A 21,763-nucleotide genomic window follows, 5' to 3' on the forward strand; every position below is an offset into this window, starting at 1 on the left:
TCAGGCACTCGGCAGCGCGCCGCTGGTGCCGCCCTCCGGTCCCACGATCGGGGCGGCACCCGCCATCGCGCGCTGGATCAGCCTCTCACCCGGCCCATTATCGAGTACGTAGTTGTGCAGCAGCCGCACGTTGTCCCAGACGGCGATGTCGCCCTGGTCCCACTTCCAGCGGACGGTGCGTTCGGGGACCAGGGTGTGGGCGAGGAACAGGTCCAGCAGCGTGTCACTCTCCAGCTGGGAGAATCCCTCGATGCCGGTGACGCAGTTCGGGTTGAGGACGAGGGACCTGCGGCCGGTTCGCGGGGCGACGGCCACCAGGGGGTGGGCGACGACGGGCAGAGCCAGCAGCCGGTCCCTGCTCTCCTGGTCACGGCCGGGGAGCAGCCAGTCCGCGTAGAGCATCTTCGCGTCGTGCCGGCAGCTCAGCCGGGAGGCGAGGTCTTGCAGGGGACGGGACAGGCCGCCGTACGCGCCGGAAAGGTCCGCGAAGAGGGTGTCCCCGCCGAACGGCTGCACGGTCACGGCCTGGAGCAGCGAATAGACCGGGACGTCACGGACGAAGGTGCAGTCCACGTGCCAGTTGGTGGCGTGCCGGTTGTAGCGGTCACGGCAGCGGATGTCATCCGCGCTCACTCCGCCGGTCTGGTTGGCCAGCACGTGCGGATGGCCGGCGAGCCCGGGCTTGAGGGGGTGGGCGGGTTGCAGGGGGCCGAGCAGGGAGGCGAAGCGGGTCAGGTCCGCCGGGTCCGTCGACTGGCCGCGCAAGAACAGCACTCCGTGCTCCTCGACGAGCCGGGCGACCGCGTCGGCCGTCGCGCCGTCCGCCGCGCGGACATCCACACCGGCGACCTCGGCGCCGATGCTGCCGGTGAGCCGCCTGACCCGCAGGCCGGTTCCATCTGCGATGGTGCTCCGCCTCATCCGTGAACTCCTCTCAGCACGGCGTTCTCCATGGCGCCCTGCCCGTAGACACTGACCACACCGCTCTGCCCCGAGGGGAAATAGCGGGCGTAACAGCCACCCGGCCGGCCACCGAACACCATGGGGCTCAGGACGGGGGCGACAGCGACCCGTTCGGCGCGGGTCCCGGACGCGTCGCACATCTCCAGCTCGTACGGCACCGACTCGGTGTACTCCTGGACGATCGTGTCCCCCTCGCACAGGGCCCGCTCCACCTCGGCCGCCCACTGCACGGGAGTACTCAGCCGGCCGATGAGGACCTCACGGCCCATCATGCCGATGGCCTTCTTCAGCACGAAGCGTTCCCGGGCGGACACGACAAGTTCGGGCAAGCCGGCCCGGCGACCACGCCAGTGCGCCTCGGTGTCTGCCACAACTCTGCTCCAGGGAACGTACCGCCTGGTCAGCGCCCGGTCCGCCTCGGACATCCACGGCAGCCCCTCGGAGAGCCAGGCCAGCACCTTCTTGTTGGCGAGCAGATAGCTGCTCTGCGGCGGAAGCAGGAGACATCCCGCGTCCAGCACCGCGCGCACCGGTTCCAGCGACTGCCCGCGGCCGGTCCAGTCAGCGGTGGCGAAGTAACGCAGACCGACCGGGAAATCCAGCCGCTCGGGCAGGCCGAGACCGTGCGGCAGCCGGTCCGGATCGAAGAACTCGGCGCGCAGACCCCGGCGCCGCAGCACATCGACCTCGATGTCGTAATAACGCGAGGTGGCCGCCCGGTCCTGTTCGTACGGACTGCCCACCAAGGCGACCGCACGCGGCACCCCGAGGTCCCGGCAGACCTGGTCGAAAAAAGCGGCCCGCGCCTCCAGCGGATCGTGACCGGTGAACGGAGCGCCCTGGCCACCGCCGTACACCTCGGTCCAGACGCGAGACAGCAGGTGGGTCTCGGCGGGGCCGCCGAACGCGCCGCTCACGTTGAACTCGATGAACCGCGGGCCGTGCGGGCCGATGATCACGTCCGGGCGGGCCATCACGGCGCAGTAGCGCTCCTCGAACGGGTCGTCGTCGGTGAAGAGCGGGTAGTCGTCGCCGTCGGGTGCGAGTCCGAGCTCCGCCAGTCTCCCGGCCCACGTCGGCGCCGATTCCAGCACCGCACGTCGCAGCAGTGCCAGAAGCCTGGAGGCGGCGGTGAACAGTTCGTCGTACACAGGCCCGGGAAGGATGAACGGCTCCAGAGGCGCTCGCTCGGTGTCGATGCGGGTGCCGCAGTCACGCAATTCGTGCCGGAGCGTGCGCAGCACCTCGGACACCGGGTGGCGGCGTACCAGGGCGGGGCGGCCGGTACCGGGCCGTGCGGGTGGCCGTCCCGTCACCGGAACTCCCCCCGCCGGGCCGGCCGGGCGGTGGGCATGCCGGCGAGGAACTGGTCGAGATCGACGAACAACGGCTCGGCCAAGCCCGGGGTCCGCCAGCGCAGCCCGGTCCGGGGCGGACGGCCGTGGTCGTGGAAGTAGACGGGCCGCAACCGTCCCCGGCCGTCGACGCAGACCGGTGGATTGCTCACCAGGAAGTCGCGCAGCGGCGCGCTGTCGCGGCACGCCCGGAGCCAGACCCGTTGTCCGCCCCAGTGGTTGGCGGGGAGCGAGACCTCGGGGTGGATCTTCCGCTTGAACTGGAAGGTGCCCTTGCTGAGGAAGGGTTCGCAGCCGCCCAGGTCCACGATGTCCGCGCGGTGGCGGGCCGCCCAGTCGAGCACTTCGATGTACAGGGCCATCCAGACGCCGGAGCGGTAGTGGGCGGTGTCGCCGTCGAGCACTCCGGCCAGCCGGATCACCAGCTTGCGCCGGGCCGGCTCCCATTTGCACAGCATGCCCGCCACGCGTGTGCCGGACTCGCGCAGGAAGAGAAGGGCTCCCCCGCGGAAAATGCAGGAGTAGGCACTGCGGCGGGGTTCGGAGCGGGCCGCTGCACCGTGCCTGTGATCCATGGTGGGCCGGTGCATGCGGTCGTAGAAGAAGTCGAAGTCGGCCGTGCTGGTGGCGCGTTCCAGCGTCCATGAACGGCGGGTGCGCTGACGGCGGTAGTACCCGCGGTCCTTCGCCGACACGCGCTCAAGCGGTGGGGTGCCCCCGCCGAGAGGGACCTGGAGCGAGAGGCGCAGCGGCAACAGCAGCGCGTGGCGGCTCGGCAGACGCCGCGCCCTGGCCGCGGTGCACGCGACCACCAGCAGATCGGGAAGGCCGGCGCCGCCCTCGGCAGCGGTGGTCCGCCGGACGGCGGGACCCACGTGCACCGCACGCCGCTCCTCCAGGAACGGCAGGGTCAGCCCGACGCTCTCCGCCGAACCCCGGCAGCCGACGCTCAGCTCCCCCTCGGCCGTATGGGAGACGACGCCGGTCAGGCGCCCCCCGCGCAGCGCGCCGACGGCACGGTGGGCGCCGAGGACAACCCGTCCGTCACCGTTGCGCCAGCGGTAACCGAGCCCGTCCCACAGGACACTCAAGGTCATCGTTCCTCCAGCCGGAGCGGTGTGCCCTGCCCGTCACGTCCTGCCGCCCGCCGGCGCAGCCGGTCGCGCAGGGCCTTCACTTCCGCCTGTGCCTCGTCGAGCGCGGTGGCGGCGAAGCCCTCCGCGAGGGCGGGGGCGTGCGTGGTGACGGCGGCCCGAACCGGTCCGGTGAAACGGACGCGGCCGTCGTGGACGGTCACTCCGTCACCGGCCCCTACGCGGTGGTTCCACTCGGTGGCTTCCCGCTCGGTGAGGCCCGGCGGAAGGTCGAGCGTCACCGTCCCGCCGCCGGTCACCACGGGGTAGCCGCCGGGCAGTCCGTGCGGGCCGGGGAGCGAGGTGTGCAGCCCGCAGCCGTGCGCCAGCGAGTCGATCAGGAGAGCCGCGGTGTGTCCGGTGACGAGGTTCAGCCGCTCCCGATCGGTGGTGCGCTGCCGCGTCAGCAGCGCGGTCACATCGATGAGGGGTGCCCCGTCGAGCCAGGCCCGCGCTTCGTCGGCGGGGGCGGCGGGTGCGTGCAGGTGAACGTGGTGGGCGAGGACCTTGAGCCGGGGAGTGGGGCCGAGGCCGAGGGCGTGGCCCAGGGATGCCGCCACCAGGCCGGCGTTGCCGATGCCGCAGAGCACCGGGAGGTCCAGTGCCTTCAACACGGGGTTCACCGCGTCGGGGAAACAGGCATTGATCAGCAAAGTGTTGGGGGCCGCATCGGCTACGGCGCGAGCGGCCCACACCGGGATCTCGGCCTGCAGGGGCAGGGTGAGACCGAACCCCGCCTCGGCGATCAGGTCGGTCCAGCCACTGGGGTGCCGGGTGCGTTCCCACGGCGACTGGGAGGAAGCGCACACGAGAAGCAGCCGGGGGCGGGTGCGCACCAGCAGTTCCTCCAAAGCGCGGCTGCCCGGATCGGTACCCGCCGCGTCGAAACGGACAGGTGCACCCGACAGCAGAGCTCTGCTCCCGGCCAGGTAGGCGACCTCACCGGCCGCCCGCGCGTCGCGGCCGACGACGGTCACCCACAGCGGCCCCGACCGGAGGCCGGCCAGCGAGCAGCACACCGAGCGGGCCAGGGACCCGGTGCCCAGCACGACCAGGTGGGGCGCGCCGCTCAACGCTTCCACACCACGGCGGCCACGTCCTCGACCGACCGCACCACGTGACAGTCGGCCGCACCGACAGCGTCGTAATCACCGCGCGCGTACGTGCCGCTGCCGTGCACGACGACAGGGCCGTCGTCCACGAGACCACGGTCGATGGCGTTGAGGACACCCGTCAGTGCCATGACGAGCGACCACTCGGTGAGCGTGCGCGGGTCGTCGGGGAGCCGGGCCGCGGTGCCGGCGAGCAGCCCGGAGATCAGGGGGTAACGCTCCAGGCACTCCTGCAGCGAGACCACGATGCCTGCCCCACCATGCCGGCCGATCAGCTCGTTCATGGCCGGGGAGGTCGCGGGCCGGTGGGTGTAGAAGGTCGGGTCCAGCACTTCGTCGAGCCGGTGAACGGTCCGCGGGAAGGCGGGGTCCGCGTGCTGGACGTGGAGCCCGGTGGCCGGGTCCAGGGTGTAGCGGGGCAGGTGGGACCGGTCGAAGCTGCCGTACTTCCAGCTGAGCACCATGTCGGGGGTGTTGAGGTGCTGCACGAGGAGGGAGGCGGGGCGGTTCTCGGGCGAGGAGTCGCCGGACTCCTCCAGGACGGTACGGCCCCGGTGGTAGCCGAGCAGCCCGAAGGCGCTGGAGACGGCGTGCGCGTGCAGCCTCTTGGGGCCGTGGTCGCAGGGGGCGACACGGTTCTCGAAGAAGGCCCGGGCGGCGTCGGCCACCAGGTAGTTCTCGAGTTCCAAGGAGAACCACAGCCGTCCGCCGGTCTCCCGCGCCCAGGCCCGCGCGTGGGCGTCGGCGAAGGCGCGGGCGAGAGGCTTGACGTCCTCGGGCCGCTTGGAGTCGAGGAGCAGCAGGGGGTTGAGGGCCTTGAGCCGGCTGTCCGCGGACAGCCGGGAGCGGCGCAGCTTGGCGCGGCTGGACAAGGGAGCGAGCGTCGTGATCCGCAGTTCGTGCGGTTCGGCCAGTCCGGCTTCCAGCGCCCGCAGGACGGCGTCGCGCAGCGCGGTGCCCTTGTTCCCGGAGGTCGGGGTGCAGAGCATGACGGGCGTGCCGGTGCGCCGGATGTGTTCGACGGCCCGCGCGACGATGAGGAGGGAGGCGAACGTCTTCGTCGTCCCGGTCGCCGGGTTGCCGGTGAGGTCCAGGAGGGTGAGCGGGCGGCCTCGGTAGTCTCCGAGGGGCTGCCAGCGGGCCGTGGCCGCGGAGTAGTACGCGCGGGTGGCAGGGTCGAGCGCGGGGAAGGCGAACGCCGGGCGGAAGGCCTCGGGCTCGGGGCAGGGGCCCTGGTCGGTGACACAGGCGGCCACCACCTCGGGCAGGCGCTCGTAGTGATCGAGTATCAGGTTTCCCGTCGCGGCCTCGGTGCCGGCTGCGGCGGTGAGTGGGGGCGACGTCATCGTCGGGGTCCTCCCCTGCTTGGTGGTCATCCCTTGACGCCGACGACGAGCGCGTGCTCGTACGGCAGCCCGGTGTACGAACGGACGCTGCGGCAGCCGACCTCCGTGAGCCACTGCTCGTAGTCCTTGGGCGGATAGGCCATGCCCTCGCCGCTCGCCAGGACGTTGAGGAAGAGCGAGAGCCGAGCGGAGAGCAGTCCGCTGTTCTCGTCGTCGGGGGCGCACATGTTGTAGAGGAAGATCTTCCCGCCCGGGGGCAGCGCCTTGTATGCCTTCGTCAGCAGTTTGACGTTGTGCTCGGGGGAGAAGACCTCCATGGAGTGGCTGAACAGGATGCCGTCGAAGCCGCTGGGGAAGTCGTCCTCGAAGATGTCGCCGGGGTGGGTCAGCACGCGCCCCTTGACATCGTCCGGGAGCCCGTTCTCCGCGTGCCGGCACACGCTGGGCATGTCGAAGATGGTCACCGTGGCGTGCGTGTGCCGCCGGACGAACTTGATCGCGGTCGTGCCGTCGCCACCGCCGACGTCGAGCAGTCGGCCGACCTCGGCGAGTTCGGCGTTGTCCAGGAGGGCGTGGGCGAACAGATGGGTGAACGGCCCGATGGAGTCGTGATAGCTCGCCACCAGTTCCGGTTCGTTCGCCAGCCGGTCGTAGAGCGTGTTTCCCGGCTCGGGATAGGAAGCGAGCGCTGCCTCGTTCGTTCCGGTCCGCAGGGCGTCGGTCAGATGAGGGAAGGCCGGATACTGAAACCTTCGCCAACCGAGGAGTGTGTCCCGCCATCCCTCGGGGCGGTCCGTCACCAAATGCTCCTCGGCGACCTGCGAGTTCACATATCCGCCGTCGCGCCGCTCCACCAGCTCGGTGGCGCACAGCGCGAGCATCAGCACACGCAGCTTGTGCGGCTCGATTCCCACGTGCCGGCGCAGTTCCTCGAACGTGGCGCCCGGGTGGCGCGATACGAACGGGAGGACATCGAGCTCCAGAGCCGTGATGACGGCATTGAAAAGAGCCGGTCCATTGACGATGAGCTGGAATCTCTCGTATACGCGGTCGAATTCCTGCGAATCGCCCATCAGTTATGTGTCCCCTTCCAAGGGTGCGACTGATGTTGATATCGGCAAGACCACGGGAGGCTAACACGCCATCTCAGACAAGGTCAACGCGCTCAACCGCCGCGAAAGTTGACCAGATCCCAGGTTTCATGACCGGAATCAATCCACCACAGAACCGGCCGGTGCTTGAATCAAGCCATTCTCCAGGACTCCCTGATCCATAGGGATGACAGGGTTGACACCGAGATCAACACCCCTTGAGCATGAGGAAATAGCGCGAAGCCTGCGACTCATCTTGGTTTGTTCCGACGCTCGATGCGAGGAGCACGCGTGACAGCTTCCGAAGAAGACTGCAAAACCACCATTTCCCTTGTGCAGCAGGGCGTCTGGGAAATGCCACTGGAGTCAATGCCGCTGGCTTCCGGGTATCTTAAGTCGACCCTCATGGCCGACGAAGAAATCAGCCCCCACGTGGAAGTCTCCATCAAGAACTTCCGGGGCGGTACCACGAATGCGGCCATGGGCAACGAACTGTTCGGCGCCGGCCCGCCGGACATTCTTGCCTTCTCTGTACTGGGGTGGAACTACCAGTCTTTCGGTGCTCTCGCCGCCACCTTCAAGCAACTGAACCCGGCCGGCCTCGTCGTATTCGGCGGCACGCACGTGGCCAACCAGGCAGCCCGCGTCTTCCGCATGTTTCCAGAGGTGGACGTGGTGGTCAACGGCGAGGGTGAGCTGACGTTCAGAGAGCTGGTCAGGGCTTGTCTGGCGGGCGTGGGCCGGCCTGCCCTCGGCTCGGTCGCCGGGATCTCCTACCGTGGGCCGGACGGCGAGGCCGTCACCACCGAGGAGCGCCCGCGCCTCGACGACCTCGAGCAGATCCCCTCGCCCTTCCTCACCGGGGCGCTGGAACTGACCGATGAGAACGGCGAGTTCCGGTACGACGTGGCCCTGATGGAGACCAACCGCGGCTGTCCCTACAAGTGCGCCTTCTGCTACTGGGGCGGCGCCGTCGGCCAGAAGGTGCGCGCCTTCTCCCAGGAGCGGCTCCGCCGCGAGTTGGAGCTGTTCGCCAAGCTCAAGGTGCACACCATCGTGGCCTGCGACGCCAACTTCGGGCTGCTGCCCAGCGACCTGGAGTTCGTCGAGGCGCTGATCGAGACCCGGGACACCTACGGCTTCCCGCGGGCCCTGGAGACCTCCTGGGCCAAGAACAAGTCCAGGACGTTCTTCAAGATCGTCCAGCGGATGAAGGAGGCCGGCATGCACAGCTCCTTCACGCTGGCCCTCCAGACGCTCAGCGACAGCGCGCTGGAGACCATGAACAGGCGCAACATGAAGGTCAACGAGTGGGAGGACCTGGCGGCCTGGCTCGACCGGGAGGGCCTGGACTGCTACGCTGAGCTGATCTGGGGTGCCCCCGGGGAGACCGTGGAGTCCTTCATGGAGGGCTACGACCGCCTCGCCCGGCGCGTGTCGAGGATCGCCGTCTACCCCATTCTGCTGCTCCCCAACACCGACTACATGGAGAAGAAGGAACTCTTCGGGATCACGGCGGTCCGCGGAGACCACGACGACTTCGAGTACGTGCTCGCGCACGACACCATGACCTTCGCCGACAACCAGTACATGCAGCGGTTCCTCTTCTGGGCCCGGGTCGTCGCCGAGAACGCGGTATTCCGCTACATCTGGGGCCCGCTCCGGCACTTCGCCGGCCTGACCCAGTCGCGGGTGCTGATCAACCTGGGCGACTGGCTGGCGGAGATCGACGATCCGGCGGCGGTGCCGTTACGGGAGTTCTGCGCGACCGCTGCGGGAGGCACCGAATCCTTCGGCGCGGCGATCAGTTACTTCTACACCGATCCGGAGGCCGCGCGCCTGCTGCACCGGTGGTGGGACGAGTCGATCGGCCCCCTCGTCCCCGAGCGGTTCCGGCCGGTCCTCGACGAGGTGTTCCGCTACGACCTGCTCACCCAGCCCGTCTTCCGCCCGGAGCAGTCCGCAGCCGCGCACGAGGGACTGGAGGTCGAGGAGATCCGCGACGAGAGGTACTACGTACGCAGGGACGTCCGTCTGGCCTACGACGTGCCCGGCATCGTCGCCGCTCTCCGCGCGGACAGGGAACCGGACCTCTCCCCCTCGCCGCGCGTCCTCGACCTCTACTACCGGACCGGCTCGGAGTCCGCCGTCACGTCGACCAACCACGAGATCGTCATCCACTTCATGGGGACGACGAAGGAGCATCTCCTCGCCAACGCCAACGCGGGCGGCCCGGCGGCCGACGCGGCCGGCGACGCGGGCGGCATCCGGGGCGGCTGCGGCTGACCTCGGGCACACCGAAGCGTCTCCACGGAGGGAACGCCTTTGACACGGCTACTCATCGGCAACGACTTCAACGAAGACCTCTTCACCCGGATCGCCGCCTCCTGGTCGGTGCAGCGGCTGGCGTGGTTCGCCCAGGACGGCGATGTCCTCGTCCTCCCCGTCCGCCCCGAGGAGGAATTCCTCGCCTACGTCACCTCGCTCACCGGCACCCGGCGCTCGGCCATCGAGGTGGTCGTCCCAGCGGCCGGGCGTGCCGGGGAGGACCTGCTGACCGCCGACCGGCTGTCGGCCCCGGCCTTCCTCACCGCACTGCGCCGGGCGCTGGCGGGCCGTCCCGTCACGGACGTCCTCGCTCTGTGGCCGGACACCTCGGTGGCCGCGCTGGCCCGCGCGCTCGGTGCCGAGCACGCGGTCCCGGGCCTCGGCTTCGCCGCCCAGAGCGGTGGTGCCCTGGTCAACAGCAAGGCGGTGTTCCGGGCGGTGGCGGCGGGCGTCGGCGTGCCGATCCCCGAGGGCGCGGTCTGCGCCACCCGGGAACGCGCCGAGTCCGCGATCACGGAACTGCTCGACTCGAACACGCCGGTCGTCGTCAAGCAGGACTACTCGCTCGGCGGCAAGGGCAATGAGATCCTCAGCCGCGTTCCCGGCATCCAGCCCGTCGGCGCCCGCCGGACCCTGACGCTCACGGATACGTCCAAGGTGCGGGGCTATCTCGACGAGCGGTGGGCGGAACTGAGCCGGAACAGTCGCGACCCGGTCGTCGTCGAACGCTATTACCCGGACAGCACCTCTCTGTTCGCCGAGTACCTGATCACTGACGACGGCGTCGAGTCCGGCGGCACCGGCGAGATGATCATGGCGCCGCTGGCCAAGGCGCAAGTGGTGCCCGCACAGGGACTCAAACCGGACGCCGCCGCCGGACTCGCCGAGCACGGACGGAGGCTGTGCGTCCCGCTGCACGCCATGGGGTATCGCGGACGCCTCAGCGCGGACGCCGTCCTGACCCGTGACAGCGAGCTGTTCTTCACCGAGTACAACGGCCGTGTCACCATGTCGACCCACACCTACGCCGTCATCGGCGCCCGGCTGGCCGGCCTGGACCACGCGGACGACCGGGTCGTCGTCGAGCGCATCTGGCCTGACGGCTGGTCCGCCCGTTCCTTCGCCTCCGCCGTCTCGGCGCTCACCGACGCCGGCCTCGCCTACGACCCGTCGACCCGTACCGGGGTCATCTTCAGCAGTGCCCTCGATCTGAGAGACCACTCGATTATGCAGTGCGTGATCGCCGAGGACCTGACGCGCGCGGCCGCCTACGAGCACCGGCTCAAGGAGCTGTTCGGTCCCGGTGGCACCGCCTCACGCACCGACTCCACCGGCAAGGAGAACGCAGCATGCGGTTGAACAGCTTCGACGAATGGTCCCCGCTCAAGGAGATTGTCGTCGGATCGGCCGTGAACTACACGTCGCACGAACGGGAGTTGTCGTTCGACCTGTTCTTCCACGACAACATCACCCGATCCGAGTGGTACTACCCGCGCCTCAGCGCCGGCGGCTCCCCCGACGGGGCCGACCGGGGCGCCGCGGCGGACCGCTCCCCCATCAAGCAGCGGTACGTGGATGAACTCATCGAGGACGTCGAAGGCATCGTCGCCACCCTGGAGTCCCTGTCGGTGAAGGTGCACCGGCCGATGGACGTCGACGCGTCCACCACGGAGGTACGCACCCCGGCCTGGTCGGCGGCCGTCGTCCCCCCGTTGAACATCCGGGACAACACCCTGGTCCTCGGGGACGAGATCATCGAGACGCCGCCCATGATCCGCTCCCGCTACTTCGAGACCCAGTTCCTCACCCCGGTCTTCGCCGAGTACTTCCGGCAGGGCGCCCGGTGGACCGTCATGCCCCGGCCGCTGATGACGGACGCCTCCTTCGACCTGTCGTACGCCCGGACCAGCAACGTGGGCGGCCCCACGGAACCGATCGAGGACCCGCAGGCCTCCGTGTACGACGTGGGCTTCGAGATGATGTTCGACGCGGCACAGTGCCTGCGGCTGGGCCAGGACGTCATCGTGAACATCTCCACGGCCAACCATGCCATGGCCTGTGACTGGCTGGAGCGGCATCTGGAGGGCCGATTCCGCATCCACCGAGTGCACCGGCTCAGCGACAGCCACATCGACAGCATGGTGCTGGCATTGCGACCCGGCACGCTGCTGGTGCGCAACAAGGAAGTGCTGGATTTCCTCCCGGAGGCGCTGCGGAGCTGGGACCTGATCGTGGCGCCGCCCCCCGGGAAGAACAACTTCCCGCAGTACGAGGACGACGATCTGGTGCTCACCAGCCCGTTCATCGACCTCAACGTCCTGTCGGTCGATCCCTCGACGGTGCTGGTCAACAGTGCCTGCCCGGAACTCGTGCGGACCCTGGAGCAGAACCGGTTCACCGTCGTCCCGGTACGTCACCGCCATCGACGGCTTTTCGGAGGCGGCTTCCACTGCTTCACGCTCGACACGGTCCGCGACGGCGGTCCCGAAGACTACCTCGGTCTCGGCTGACATCGAGGAGAGGAGCGGACCATGACCCGGACCAGCGGCTCCCTCCCACGGATCGTATCGGTGGGGACCGCCGTGCCGTCGGCCTCGTACACACAGGAGGAGCTGCTCTCGGTCTTCGGGATCACCGATCCCAGGATCCGGTCCGTCTTCCTGAACAGCGCGATCGAGCGCCGCCACCTCACCCTGCCGCCCCGCGGCCCGGACGGCACACCGCGGACGGAGACGCAGGGTGATCTGCTCCGCAAGCACTCCTCCAGCGGGCTCGTCATCGGCCGCGAGGCGATCGAGGCGTGTCTGAAACGGCTCGACGCGGATCCGGACGAGGTGGCGTTCCTGTGCTGCGTCTCGTCGACCGGGCTCCTCACGCCCGGGTTCAGCGCGCTGCTGATCAGGGACATGGGGCTGCGGCCCTCGTGCGGCCGGCTGGATGTGGTCGGCATGGGCTGCAACGCCGGCCTCAACGCGCTCGCCGCGGTGACCGGCTGGGCGAGCGCACACCCCGGACGGCTCGCCCTCGTGGTGAGCATCGAGGTCTGTTCGGCCGCGTACGTCTTCGACGGCACCATGCGCACCTCCGTCGTCAACAGCCTCTTCGGGGACGGCGCGGCAGCCGCCGCGGTGGTCGCGCAGGCGCCGGGGCACGGAGCGAGCGCCTGCTCGCAGCCGCCGTACTCCGGCGAAGGCCCCGCGGTGCTCGGCTACGCGAGCCGCATCATCCCCGAGGCCATCGAGGCGATGCGCTACGACTGGGACGAGGACCACGGACGGTTCTCTTTCTTCCTCGACCCGGAGATCCCGTACGTGGTCGGGGCGCACGTGGAGGAGACGGTCAGCCGTCTGCTCGGCGACGTCGGCCTGCACCGCTCGGACATCGTGCACTGGCTGGTCCATTCGGGCGGCAAGAAGGTCATCGACGCGGTCCGCGTGAACCTCGGCCTCACCCGCCACGACCTGCGCCACACCCTGTCGGTGCTGAGGGACTACGGGAACCTCTCCAGCGGCGCTTTCCTGTTCTCCTTCCGGCAGCTGTGGGAGGAGGGAACCGTTCGGCCCGGTGACCACGGCGTGATGATGACCATGGGCCCCGGCTCGACGATCGAGACCGCACTGCTGCGCTGGTGAGACGCGCACCGCCGCCGCGGCCCCGTGGCCGCGGCGAGCACGGGGGCGCGGGATTGGGGAAGTGTGAACGAGCATGTCACCCGGGACGTCGCCGAGTTCATCGACGGGCTCGGGCTGATTCTGACGGTCGACGGAACCCGCCCTCTCGATGAGTTGACGGCGGCGGTGACCTCGGTGTGCGCCCGGGCGGAGGCAGACGGCGGTCGCAACGTGGTCGTCCTGCGCCTGCGGTCGGCCCCGCCCGACCGGTCCTGGCCGGGCCGGGTGCGCATCGGGGAGGTGAACCGGTGGGAGCGCGCGGTCCGCAGGGTCGAACGGCTGGCGGCGGTGACGGTCGCGGTGCCGGAGGGAGTGTGCGGCGGTCCCGCACTGGATCTGCTGCTCACCACCGACTTCCGAATCGCCTCGCCCGACTTCCGGTTGCTGCTGCCGGTCAACGACGAACACTTCTGGCCAGGCATGGCGGTCCACCGGCTGGTCGGCCAGCTGGGAGCCGCCCAGGCCCGCCGGCTGGTGCTGTGGGGACATGAGATCACCGCGGATCAGGCCGTGTCCCTCGGCCTGGTGAACGAGATCGGGCACGACCTGGAGGAGGCGCTGCGCGCGGCCGTCGTGATGCTCGGCCGTCTCAGCGGGGCCGAGGTCGCGATACGGCGCAGCCTGATCCTGGAGGCCTCCGCCACCCCCTACGAAGAGGCCATCGGCTCGCATCTGGCGGCCTGTGACCGCGAGTTGCGCCGACTGGCCCGCGACGAGGAGTCCGCCACATGGTCATGACACCCGACGGAACGGCCGCCGGAGCCGTCCCACCGCCCGCAGCGCCCCCGCTGGCCGGCATCCTCGACAAGGACGCCTCGGTGCTGGCGGAGGAGGCGGAGCGCGGTGAACGGATCCTGGCGCGCCTGCCGGCCCCGGTGGACCGTGACGCCGGGCAGCGGGACCTGGCGGCGACCGTGTTCGGCTCCTGCCGGCAGACCCGCGAGCAGTTCATGCGCCGTCACGCGGACGCGGTCTACGACGCCTTGACGGACGGCTGCGCACGTCGGCTCCGGCTGACGGAGCTGGTGTTCGCCGCCGCCGAGCGCTTCCCCGGCCTGGTGCCCGACCGGAGGCAGATGAACGAGGAGGGCGCCCGAGTCCAGGCCCACAAGGAAGGCAGGGAGATCGACCAGGGGATCTTCCTCCGCGGCATCCTCCGCTCCCCGACGGCCGGGGCGCATCTGACGGACACCATGCTGATGGCCTCGCCCCGCGCGCTCGCCCTCGTCGACCGCTACCGCCGTGACGGACGGGTCGATCTGGGACCGGTCCTGCTGGAACGCCGCGCCGCGGCCGGACACCTCACCGTGCGCAACCCGCACTGTCTCAACGCCGAGGACAACGCGCTGATCGACGCGATGGAGACGGCCGTCGACCTGGTCCTCCTGGACGACCGGACCCACGTAGGCGTCCTCCGGGGCGATGTGATGACCCACCCCCGTTACGCCGGCCGGCGTGTCTTCAGCGCCGGGATCAATCTGTCGGACCTGCGCGACGGCCGGATCTCGTTCATCGAGTTCCTGGTGCGCAGGGAACTGACCTACCTGAGCAAGATTCTCCGTGGTCTGCTGCTTCCGCCCGCCGAAGCCACCTTCGAGGCGCCGTCCGTGCAGAAGCCGTGGGTGGCGGCGGTCGACTCGTTCGCCATCGGCGGCGGGATGCAACTGCTGCTGGTCTTCGACCGGGTCATCGCCGCCGACGACGCCTACTTCAGCCTCCCGGCCGCTCAGGAGGGCATCGTGCCCGGTGCGGGCAACCTGCGGCTCGGCCGGATGACCGGTTCCCGGCTGGCCCGCCGGGTCATCCTCTCCGGCAGGAGGATCCGGGCGACCGACCCGGAGTCGGGCCTCGTCTGCGACGACGTGGTGGCCGTGGACGCCATGGACGACGCCGTCGAGGCCGCCGTGCGAGAACTGGACAACCCCGCCGTGGTCGCCAACCGTGCGATGCTCGCCCTCGCTGAGGAGCCGGCGGACCAGTTCCGCGTCTATATGGCCGAGTTCGCCTTCACCCAGGCGTGCAGGCTGTACGGCGAGGACGTCATCGGCAAGGTGGACCGGGCCTGGTCCCGCTCGGCCGCCCGGAGGCGGCCTCCTTCCTGAGGAACCCGGCGAGCCGGGCCACCCCTTCCTCGATCCGGTCCGGCTCCAGGTAACTGCACGACAGCCGCAACTCGTTGTCGCCCCTGCCGCTCGCGTAGAACTGCGACATCGGCGTCCACAGGATGCCGTGCTCCGACGCGGAGATCTCCAGCAGGGCGGCGTCGGCCGGCACCGGAAGCCGCATCCGCACGAAGAAACCCCCGGCCGGACGCGACCAGCTCACTCCCGGCGGCAGCCCGGCGTCGGGCGAGAGATGCCGGTCCAGCGCGTCCAGCAACAGCGCGAGGTTGCGGCGGTACAGCTCGGACTTGCGCTGCGCGAGGGCCTTCAGCGATCCGCCGTGTTCCAGAAGCATGCCGCCCACCACGGCCTGGCAGATCGGCGAGGTGTTGACGGTCACCATGCTCTTGCTCACCGCCAGTTCGTCCGCGAGCAGCCGCCGACCGCCGTCGCCGGTGCGGATCACCTGGTCCGCGATCACGTAGCCGACCCGGGCGCCCGGCAGACACACCTTGGCGAAGGTGCCCAGATGTACCACCCGGCCCTCGGTGTCCAGTGCCTTCAGCGGCGGAATCTCCTCCCCCGGCGGTGCGGTGAAGCCGTAGGCCCCGTCCTCCAGCAGCAGCAGGTCCTCCTGTTCGGCCAGGGCCAGCAGGCGCCGACGGGCGGCGAGACTGGTCAGGCTTCCCGACGGATTGGAGTAGTCCGGGGAGAGGTAGACAGCCCGTATCCGCTCGCCCTGGGACCGCGCGGCGCGGCACTGTTCCCGCAGCGCGTCGATGTCGACGCCGTCCTCGGTCTCGTCCACGGAGACCACGTCGACGTTCAGCAACCGGGCGGCGCCGCGCATGCCGACGAAGCACGGGTCGACGACGGCCAGCCGGTCCCCCGGCCTGGCGCACAGCGCATGCACCGTGAGCAGCATCGCCTCCTGCGCGCCCACCGTGACGACCACGGCCTCCGGCCCGGCGTCGATGCCGTGGTCGCGGCGGAGCGCGTCTGCCACGAGTTCGTTGATCAGCCCCCGGCTGGGTCCGTACTCGTACAGCAGGCGCCGGGCCTGGTCCCGGCTCAGGGAGCGCTCAGCGACCTGGTGGGCGATCCATGTGCCGACGTGACGGGACACGTCGAGGTCATCGAGGAAGGCGAGATGCGGGGCGCCGGGCGCGAACGAGATCGCGTCGGGGTACCGGCTCATGATCTCGTTGAGGAAACTGATCGAACCGAGCACCGGATCACCGAACGCGCTGTGCAGCTCCCCCTGTCGCAGCTCGAACACGATCCCCCCTTGTCCGGCTCATGGGTCACTCCCTACCCTCGCACAGCCTCGGACAAGCGCGGCGGGCAGCGGGCTCCGCCTTCCCGAAGCGCACTCCCCCGCCGGTGCTGTCGCCGCCGCCGGCGCGATCAGCTCGCCGGCGTTGCCGCGGATGACGGCCGGCCGGTGGTCCAGCGGCGACGTCACCGACGTGACGTACTCCGCGACAACCGGCTGCGACGGGATGTCCCGCCGGTGCCTCCGGACGCGGGACCAGCCGGTCAGTCCGTCCGGGACGGCGGCCGCCGCACTTCGAAGTCGCTGATCCGGAAGTGGCTCCAGGTGGTCCTGAAGGCGAAGTGGCCGGCCGTGTAGGGCTCGGGGTCCTGGAAGTCGAAGACGAGACGGCCGTTGTTCCACCACCGGACCGTCGATCCGTCGGAGTCGATCCGGACGTGGTGCGGCTGGTTCGGCACGAGCAGCGGCGCGGTGTAGTCGTAGACCAGCGGGCGGACTCCTGCCTCGCCGACGTACCTGCGCAGCCGGGTGGTGGTGTTGGTGTTGGCGCCGTAGCCGGCGTAGTACGTCCTCAGCCGGTCGTACTCCTCCAGGGCGCCGCCCCGGCGCGTGGCGAAGAGGTGGTGCGGGGAGCGGGTGTCGGTGGCGTTCCAGAAGTTGTTCAGGTCGGAGACGCGGTCGTTGGCGCCGCCCGCCGCGACCGGGGTGGCGGTGTACCGCAGGACGTACGGCCCTTGGAGGCGCTGCCTGAACCACACCGTCGCGCCGCTCGGGACGTCGATCTCCAGGACGCCGCGGGAGGCGGTGACGGTGCCGCCGTCCTGCAGTTCGACGGCCCACTTGCGCAGGCCGTGCCGGAAGTCGTCATGGGCGACGAGACGGCTGCCGCCGCGGTGGCGGACCGAGGACGCCTGTGCGGCACCGGCGGGGACGACGGCGGCCAGGGCGGCACCGGCCGCCAGCGCGGTGAAGGCCCTGCGCGTGGTGGGCGCGGAGGAGGTGGTGGGAACGGAAGACGTGCTGCTCATGGGGGAGGGCTCCTCGAAGGGGTGGCGGGCAACGGCTTGGGCAACGGCGCTCGGTGTTCGGTCAGTAGTCGGTGGCGGTGACGCGGCCGGGACGCCGCCGTGCCGGGTCCGTCTCTGGATCCGGACGGCGAGGAGCGCGCCCTCGTCCTCAGCTCGCGAACGGCACCTGCGCCGTCTGCTCCGGCCGGGGGTGGTGCGGGTGGCGCCACAGGCCCTGTGCGGCGAGCCGCGGCAGCACCCCCTCCCCGAACCAGTACGCCTCCTCCAGGTGCGGATAGCCGGAGAGCACGAACTCGTCGATGCCGAGGGCGTGGTACTCCCGGATCCGTTCGGCGACCTCGTCGTGGCCGCCGACCAGTGCGGTGCCCGCGCCGCCGCGGACCAGTCCGATGCCGGCCCAGAGGTTGGGGTGGATCTCCAGGCCGTCCCGGCTGCCGCCGTGCAGGGCGAGCATGCGCCGCTGCCCCTCGGACTCGCTGCGGGCCAGCCCGGCCTGCACGGACCGCACCGTCTCCGGGTCGAAACCCGCCAGCAGACGGTCGGCCTCGGCCCACGCCTGGGCGGAGGTGTCGCGGGTGATGACGTGCAGGCGGATGCCGAACCGGACGGTACGGCCCTCCTTCGCGGCCAGCTCCCGGATCCAGGCGATCTTCCCGGCGACCTGGGCGGGCGGCTCGCCCCAGGTGAGGTACACGTCGGCGTGCCGGGCGGCGACCTCGCCCGCCACCGGAGAGGAACCGCCGAAGTACACCTGCGGCACCGGGTCGGGCACCCGCGCCAGCCTGGCGTCCTCCACCCTCAGGTGCTCCCCGGCCAGGTCGACCGTCCCGCCCTGCCACAACGCCCTGACGATGTGCAGGAATTCGCCGGTACGGCGGTACCGGGCGTCCTTGTCGAGGAAGTCGCCGTAGGCGCGCTGCTCATGGCTCTCGCCGCCGGTGACGACGTTGAGCAGGAGCCGTCCGCCGGTCTGCCGCTGGAAGGTGGCGGCCATCTGGGCGGCGAGCGTCGGTGCGACGAAGCCGGGGCGGAAGGCGACCAGGAACTTCAGGCGCTCACTGTGCTGGGCGACCATCGCCGTGGTCAGCCACGCGTCCTCGCACCAGGCACCGGTGGGGGTGAGCGCTCCGACGAAGCCCAGGTCCTCGGCCGCGCGGGCGATCTGGCTCAGGTAGGCCACCGTCGGCGGCCGGTCCCGCCCCGACGCGGTGGCCGGGGTGCCGTGGCCGCCGCCGACGACATGGCGGCTGTCGCCGTTGGTGGGGAGGAACCAGTGGAAAGTGAGGGACACGGGGTCTCCGATCTCGGGGGCTCGCGGTTCAGCCGTTCGCTAGAGCAGGCCGTGGCGTGGCGGTCGGGTGCCGCTGAGCACGTATCTGCCGATGTGCTGGATCTTCCAGCGAGCCGGGTCGTGCAGGGTGTGGGTGCGGGCGTCGCGCCAGTGGCGGTGGAGGTTGAGGGAGTCCAGGGCGGAGCGGGTGCCGGCCACGTCGAACAGGGCGTCGGCCACCTCCACCGCGGTGTGGGCCGCGTGGGCCTTCGCGGTGGCCACGGCGATCGACGCCTCGGCCGCGGAGTCGTCGGTGAGACCGGCGCGGGCCGTGTCCACCGTGCGGGCGGCTTCGCGCAGCAGCGCCTCGGACGCCCTCACCCGCACCGCCAGTTCACCGAACCGCTGGATGAGCAGGGGGTCCTCGGCCGCCGTCTCGGCGCCGCTCTCGAACCAGGGGCGGCTTCTGGTGCGGACGAACGCGGCGGCTTCGGCCAGGGCGCCGCCGGCGATCCCGGTGTCGATGGCGGCGTGCAGCAACTGGGCGACGGCCCCGTGGAGCTGGGGTCCGCGGAAGGTCAGGTGGTGGGGCAGGACCCGGTCGGCCGGTACGGGCACGGCGTCGAGCCGGACGGTGCCGCTGGCCGTGGTGCGCTGGCCCATGCCGTCCCAGTCGTCGATCACGGTGAGGCCGGGGGCGTCCCGCGGGACGTACGCCACGTGCAGTTCGTCGTCGTCGGCGCGGGCGAGGACCGGGATCCAGTCGGCGAACAGCGCGCCGGTGGCGTAGTGCTTGACGCCGGTGAGGGTGTAGGAGCCGTCGGGGCGGGGGGCGAGGCGGGTGCGGATGTCCTGGACGTGCCGGGTGCCCGCCTCGGACTGGGCGTTGCCGAAGCGGCGTCCGGCGAGGACCTCGGCGAAGAAGAACTTCCGCTGGTCCGGGGTGCCCTGGCGGCGGATCACGTTGACGTAGACGAAGTGGCTCTGCGGGATCTGGGCGAGGCTGGCGTCGGCCGAGGCCAGCAGCCGGAAGATCTCGGCGAGGGTGAGCGTGCCGACGTCGGCGCCGCCGTGCTCGGCGGGCACGGTGACGGCGAGCAGTCCCGACGCGGACAGCTTCGCCACCTCCGCGTGCGGCAGCCGGCGTCCGGTGTCCCGGGCGGAGGCACCGGCGCGGAACTCCTCGGCCAGGGCCGCGGCGACGGCGAGGGCCTCGGCGTCGCCGGCGATCACGTGCGCGGCCACGGTGCTCAGCCCGCCGCGGCCAGGACGGGGCCGCGGTCCAGCGCCGTCGCGAACTGGTCGACCACCCGGGTCAGGGCCTCGGCGGCACCGGCGGCGACGGCGAGGGAGCCGTCGTCGCGGACGGTGAGGTCCGTGTCGAGGGTGAACCAGCCCTGCACGATGTGGGCCGCGCCCATCGAGCTGAGGACCGGGCGGAGGGCGTAGTCGATGGCCAGGACGTGGGCCGTCGATCCGCCGGTGGCCAGCGGCAGCACGGTCTTCCCGGCGAGGGCGTACTGCGGGAGCAGGTCCAGCAGGGCCTTGAGGACGCCGGAGTACGACGCCTTGTAGACGGGGGTGGCGACGACGACACCGTCGGCACCGGCGAACAGTTCGGTGGCCTCGGCGATGGCGGGGTGCCGGAAGTCGGCACCGAGCAGGGCCTCGGCGGGCACGGTGCGGATGTCCAGCGGGATCACCTCGTGGCCCTGTGCGCGGAGCCGTTCGTCGAGGTGGCGCAGGAGGCGGTCGGTGCGGGAGGAGGCGGAGGGACTGCCGGAGACGGACAGGACGGTGGCCATGGGTCCTCTTTCGGGGAGGCGGGGCGCCCGCGTGCGGCGGGCGCCCCGGGGCGGGTCAGGAGTACCAGGTGGGTTCGGGCAGTTCGCCTTCGAGCACCCAGCGGCCGACCTCGCGGCGCTTGTAGGCGACCGGGTCGTGCAGGGTGTGGGTGCGTACGTTGCGCCAGAAGCGGTCCAGTCCCTCGGCGGTGGTGGTGGCGCGGGCGCCGGTCACCTCGAAGATGCGGCTGGTGACCTCCAGGGCGACGTCGGTGGCGCGGGCCTTGACCGCGGCGACCCGCACCTCGAAGTCGCCGCGGGCCTGCTCGGTGACGGCGTCGGGGTCGTCGTGCAGCTTCTGGCCCTCGGCGGCGACGGCGTCGGCGAGCGCCTCGGCCGCCCAGAGCTTCGCGGTGAGGTCGCCGTAGGTGTCGATGACGTACGGCTCGTCGACCGCCCGTTCGTGGCCGCCGTGCAGCCAGGGCCGGGTCTTGCCGCGGGTGTAGGTGGCCGCCGTCTCCAGCGCGCCGCCGGCGATGCCGAGGTAGAAGTTGACGAAGACCAACTGGATGGTGGGGACGTTGAGGGTGTTGTAGGTGCGCGCCTGGAACCGCTTGTCGACGTAGCCGGCCGCCGAGGACCACGGGGTGCGTACCCCGTCGATGGTGACGCTGCCGCTCTCGGTGAGCCGCTGGCCGATGTTGTCCCAGTCGTCGTGGAAGGTCAGGCCCTCGCTGTCGGAGGGCACGATCGCGAAGACGTGCTGGTCGGTGCCGGCCAGGACGCCTTCGAGGACGGTGACGTCGGAGACCTTGCTGCCGGTGGAGAAGGTCTTGCGGCCGGTGAAGACGAGGTCGTCGCCGTCCTCGGTGACGACGACGTCGTGGTCGCGCGGGTTGACGGCGCCGCCGAAGAACCAGCGGTTGCGCGCCGCCTCGGCCTCGACGTGCTCCCACTGCTCGCGGGTGCCGACCAGGCGGGCGGCCCAGTTCCACAGGTAGTGGTAGCCGAGGAGCTGGCCGATGGAGCCGTCGGCCTTGGCGACCTCGCGGACGACCCGGTAGGCGGTGGGCCAGTCCTGGCCGGCGCCGCCGTGCTCGACGGGGCCGAGCAGGGTGACCAGGCCCGCGTCCTTGAGGAGCCGTACCTCGGCGTACGGGGTGGCTCCGGCGCGGTCGCGGGCGGCGGCGTCGGTGGCGAGGACCGCCGCGACCTCGGCGGCGCGGTCGATCCAGTCCTGGGCGGTCGTCGGGGCGGGGCGGTTTTCCCAGGTGGTGGCCGTGGTGGTGCTCATGCGGGTGACC

General features: G+C 70.8%; 18 protein-coding genes. 6 read left to right on the forward strand and 12 right to left on the reverse strand.

The annotated features are described in order from the left end of the window. From ACIQR3_RS04610 to ACIQR3_RS04635, 6 genes are read right to left on the reverse strand one after another with little or no spacing between them, the layout of a single operon-like run. Positions 1–921: a TauD/TfdA dioxygenase family protein gene (locus tag ACIQR3_RS04610; RefSeq protein ID WP_403534071.1), complete on the reverse strand. Its 921-nt coding sequence runs from the start codon at positions 919–921 to the stop codon at positions 1–3. Continuing rightward, the gene (locus ACIQR3_RS04615) at positions 918–2,279 is read right to left on the reverse strand and encodes a hypothetical protein (protein WP_403534074.1); all 1,362 of its coding nucleotides are present in this window, start codon (positions 2,277–2,279) and stop codon (positions 918–920) included. The genes ACIQR3_RS04610 and ACIQR3_RS04615 overlap by 4 nt, the downstream gene beginning before the upstream one ends. Continuing rightward, positions 2,276–3,415 carry a hypothetical protein gene (locus ACIQR3_RS04620; protein WP_403534077.1) on the reverse strand — a complete coding sequence of 380 codons (1,140 nt, stop codon included), beginning with the start codon at positions 3,413–3,415 and terminating at the stop codon, positions 2,276–2,278. The genes ACIQR3_RS04615 and ACIQR3_RS04620 overlap by 4 nt, the downstream gene beginning before the upstream one ends. After that, positions 3,412–4,524 (reverse strand): hypothetical protein, encoded by a 1,113-nt coding sequence (locus tag ACIQR3_RS04625; RefSeq protein ID WP_403534080.1) that lies wholly within the window; start codon positions 4,522–4,524, stop codon positions 3,412–3,414. The genes ACIQR3_RS04620 and ACIQR3_RS04625 overlap by 4 nt, the downstream gene beginning before the upstream one ends. Beyond that, complete coding sequence (locus ACIQR3_RS04630) at positions 4,521–5,909, reverse strand: DUF6002 family protein (RefSeq protein ID WP_403534083.1); 1,389 nt, start codon at positions 5,907–5,909, stop codon at positions 4,521–4,523. Before ACIQR3_RS04630 ends, ACIQR3_RS04625 begins: the two co-directional genes overlap by 4 nt. A 26-nt stretch (positions 5,910–5,935) precedes the next feature. Then, on the reverse strand, positions 5,936–6,982 hold the full coding sequence (locus tag ACIQR3_RS04635) for a methyltransferase (RefSeq protein ID WP_403534086.1): 1,047 nt from the start codon (positions 6,980–6,982) through the stop codon (positions 5,936–5,938). Between the two features lie 387 nt (positions 6,983–7,369). Between ACIQR3_RS04635 and ACIQR3_RS04640 the strand changes: the two genes are divergently transcribed. From ACIQR3_RS04640 to dpgC, 6 genes are all read left to right on the forward strand, one after another. Beyond that, the gene (locus ACIQR3_RS04640) at positions 7,370–9,286 is read left to right on the forward strand and encodes a KedN5 family methylcobalamin-dependent radical SAM C-methyltransferase (protein WP_403535410.1); all 1,917 of its coding nucleotides are present in this window, start codon (positions 7,370–7,372) and stop codon (positions 9,284–9,286) included. A gap of 39 nt (positions 9,287–9,325) precedes the next feature. After that, the gene (locus ACIQR3_RS04645; protein WP_403534089.1) at positions 9,326–10,687 is read left to right on the forward strand and encodes a peptide ligase PGM1-related protein; all 1,362 of its coding nucleotides are present in this window, start codon (positions 9,326–9,328) and stop codon (positions 10,685–10,687) included. Beyond that, positions 10,678–11,838, forward strand: a complete 1,161-nt coding sequence (locus tag ACIQR3_RS04650; protein ID WP_403534091.1) for a glycine amidinotransferase — start codon at positions 10,678–10,680, stop codon at positions 11,836–11,838. The genes ACIQR3_RS04645 and ACIQR3_RS04650 overlap by 10 nt, the downstream gene beginning before the upstream one ends. 21 nt (positions 11,839–11,859) lie before the next feature. Next, positions 11,860–12,960, forward strand: coding sequence for a 3,5-dihydroxyphenylacetyl-CoA synthase DpgA (dpgA, locus tag ACIQR3_RS04655; RefSeq protein ID WP_403534094.1), 1,101 nt, complete (start codon positions 11,860–11,862; stop codon positions 12,958–12,960). 63 nt (positions 12,961–13,023) lie between these two features. Beyond that, the gene (gene dpgB, locus ACIQR3_RS04660; RefSeq protein WP_403534097.1) at positions 13,024–13,737 is read left to right on the forward strand and encodes an enoyl-CoA-hydratase DpgB; all 714 of its coding nucleotides are present in this window, start codon (positions 13,024–13,026) and stop codon (positions 13,735–13,737) included. Continuing rightward, positions 13,728–15,101, forward strand: a complete 1,374-nt coding sequence (gene dpgC, locus ACIQR3_RS04665; protein ID WP_403534100.1) for a (3,5-dihydroxyphenyl)acetyl-CoA 1,2-dioxygenase DpgC — start codon at positions 13,728–13,730, stop codon at positions 15,099–15,101. Before dpgB ends, dpgC begins: the two co-directional genes overlap by 10 nt. On the opposite strand, the gene ACIQR3_RS04670 is transcribed toward dpgC, so the two are convergent. From ACIQR3_RS04670 to ACIQR3_RS04695, 6 genes are all read right to left on the reverse strand, one after another. Further along, positions 15,040–16,380, reverse strand: a complete 1,341-nt coding sequence (locus tag ACIQR3_RS04670) for a PLP-dependent aminotransferase family protein (protein WP_403534102.1) — start codon at positions 16,378–16,380, stop codon at positions 15,040–15,042. The genes dpgC and ACIQR3_RS04670 overlap by 62 nt on opposite strands. A 260-nt stretch (positions 16,381–16,640) precedes the next feature. Beyond that, positions 16,641–17,405 (reverse strand): DUF6250 domain-containing protein, encoded by a 765-nt coding sequence (locus tag ACIQR3_RS04675; RefSeq protein WP_403534105.1) that lies wholly within the window; start codon positions 17,403–17,405, stop codon positions 16,641–16,643. A 148-nt stretch (positions 17,406–17,553) separates the two neighbouring features. Further along, a complete protein-coding gene (locus ACIQR3_RS04680; RefSeq protein WP_403534107.1) occupies positions 17,554–18,696 on the reverse strand; it encodes an LLM class flavin-dependent oxidoreductase in 1,143 nt (380 codons plus the stop codon). A gap of 39 nt (positions 18,697–18,735) precedes the next feature. Then, positions 18,736–19,920 (reverse strand): SfnB family sulfur acquisition oxidoreductase, encoded by a 1,185-nt coding sequence (locus ACIQR3_RS04685; RefSeq protein ID WP_403534109.1) that lies wholly within the window; start codon positions 19,918–19,920, stop codon positions 18,736–18,738. A gap of 5 nt (positions 19,921–19,925) precedes the next feature. Next, positions 19,926–20,480: an NADPH-dependent FMN reductase gene (ssuE, locus tag ACIQR3_RS04690; protein WP_403534111.1), complete on the reverse strand. Its 555-nt coding sequence runs from the start codon at positions 20,478–20,480 to the stop codon at positions 19,926–19,928. A 55-nt stretch (positions 20,481–20,535) separates the two neighbouring features. Further along, positions 20,536–21,753, reverse strand: coding sequence for an acyl-CoA dehydrogenase family protein (locus ACIQR3_RS04695; protein WP_403534113.1), 1,218 nt, complete (start codon positions 21,751–21,753; stop codon positions 20,536–20,538). Between the last annotated feature and the right edge of the window lie 10 nt (positions 21,754–21,763).

The organism is Streptomyces sp. NPDC090994 (genome assembly GCF_044768905.1).
Classification (GTDB): Bacteria; Actinomycetota; Actinomycetes; order Streptomycetales; family Streptomycetaceae; genus Streptomyces.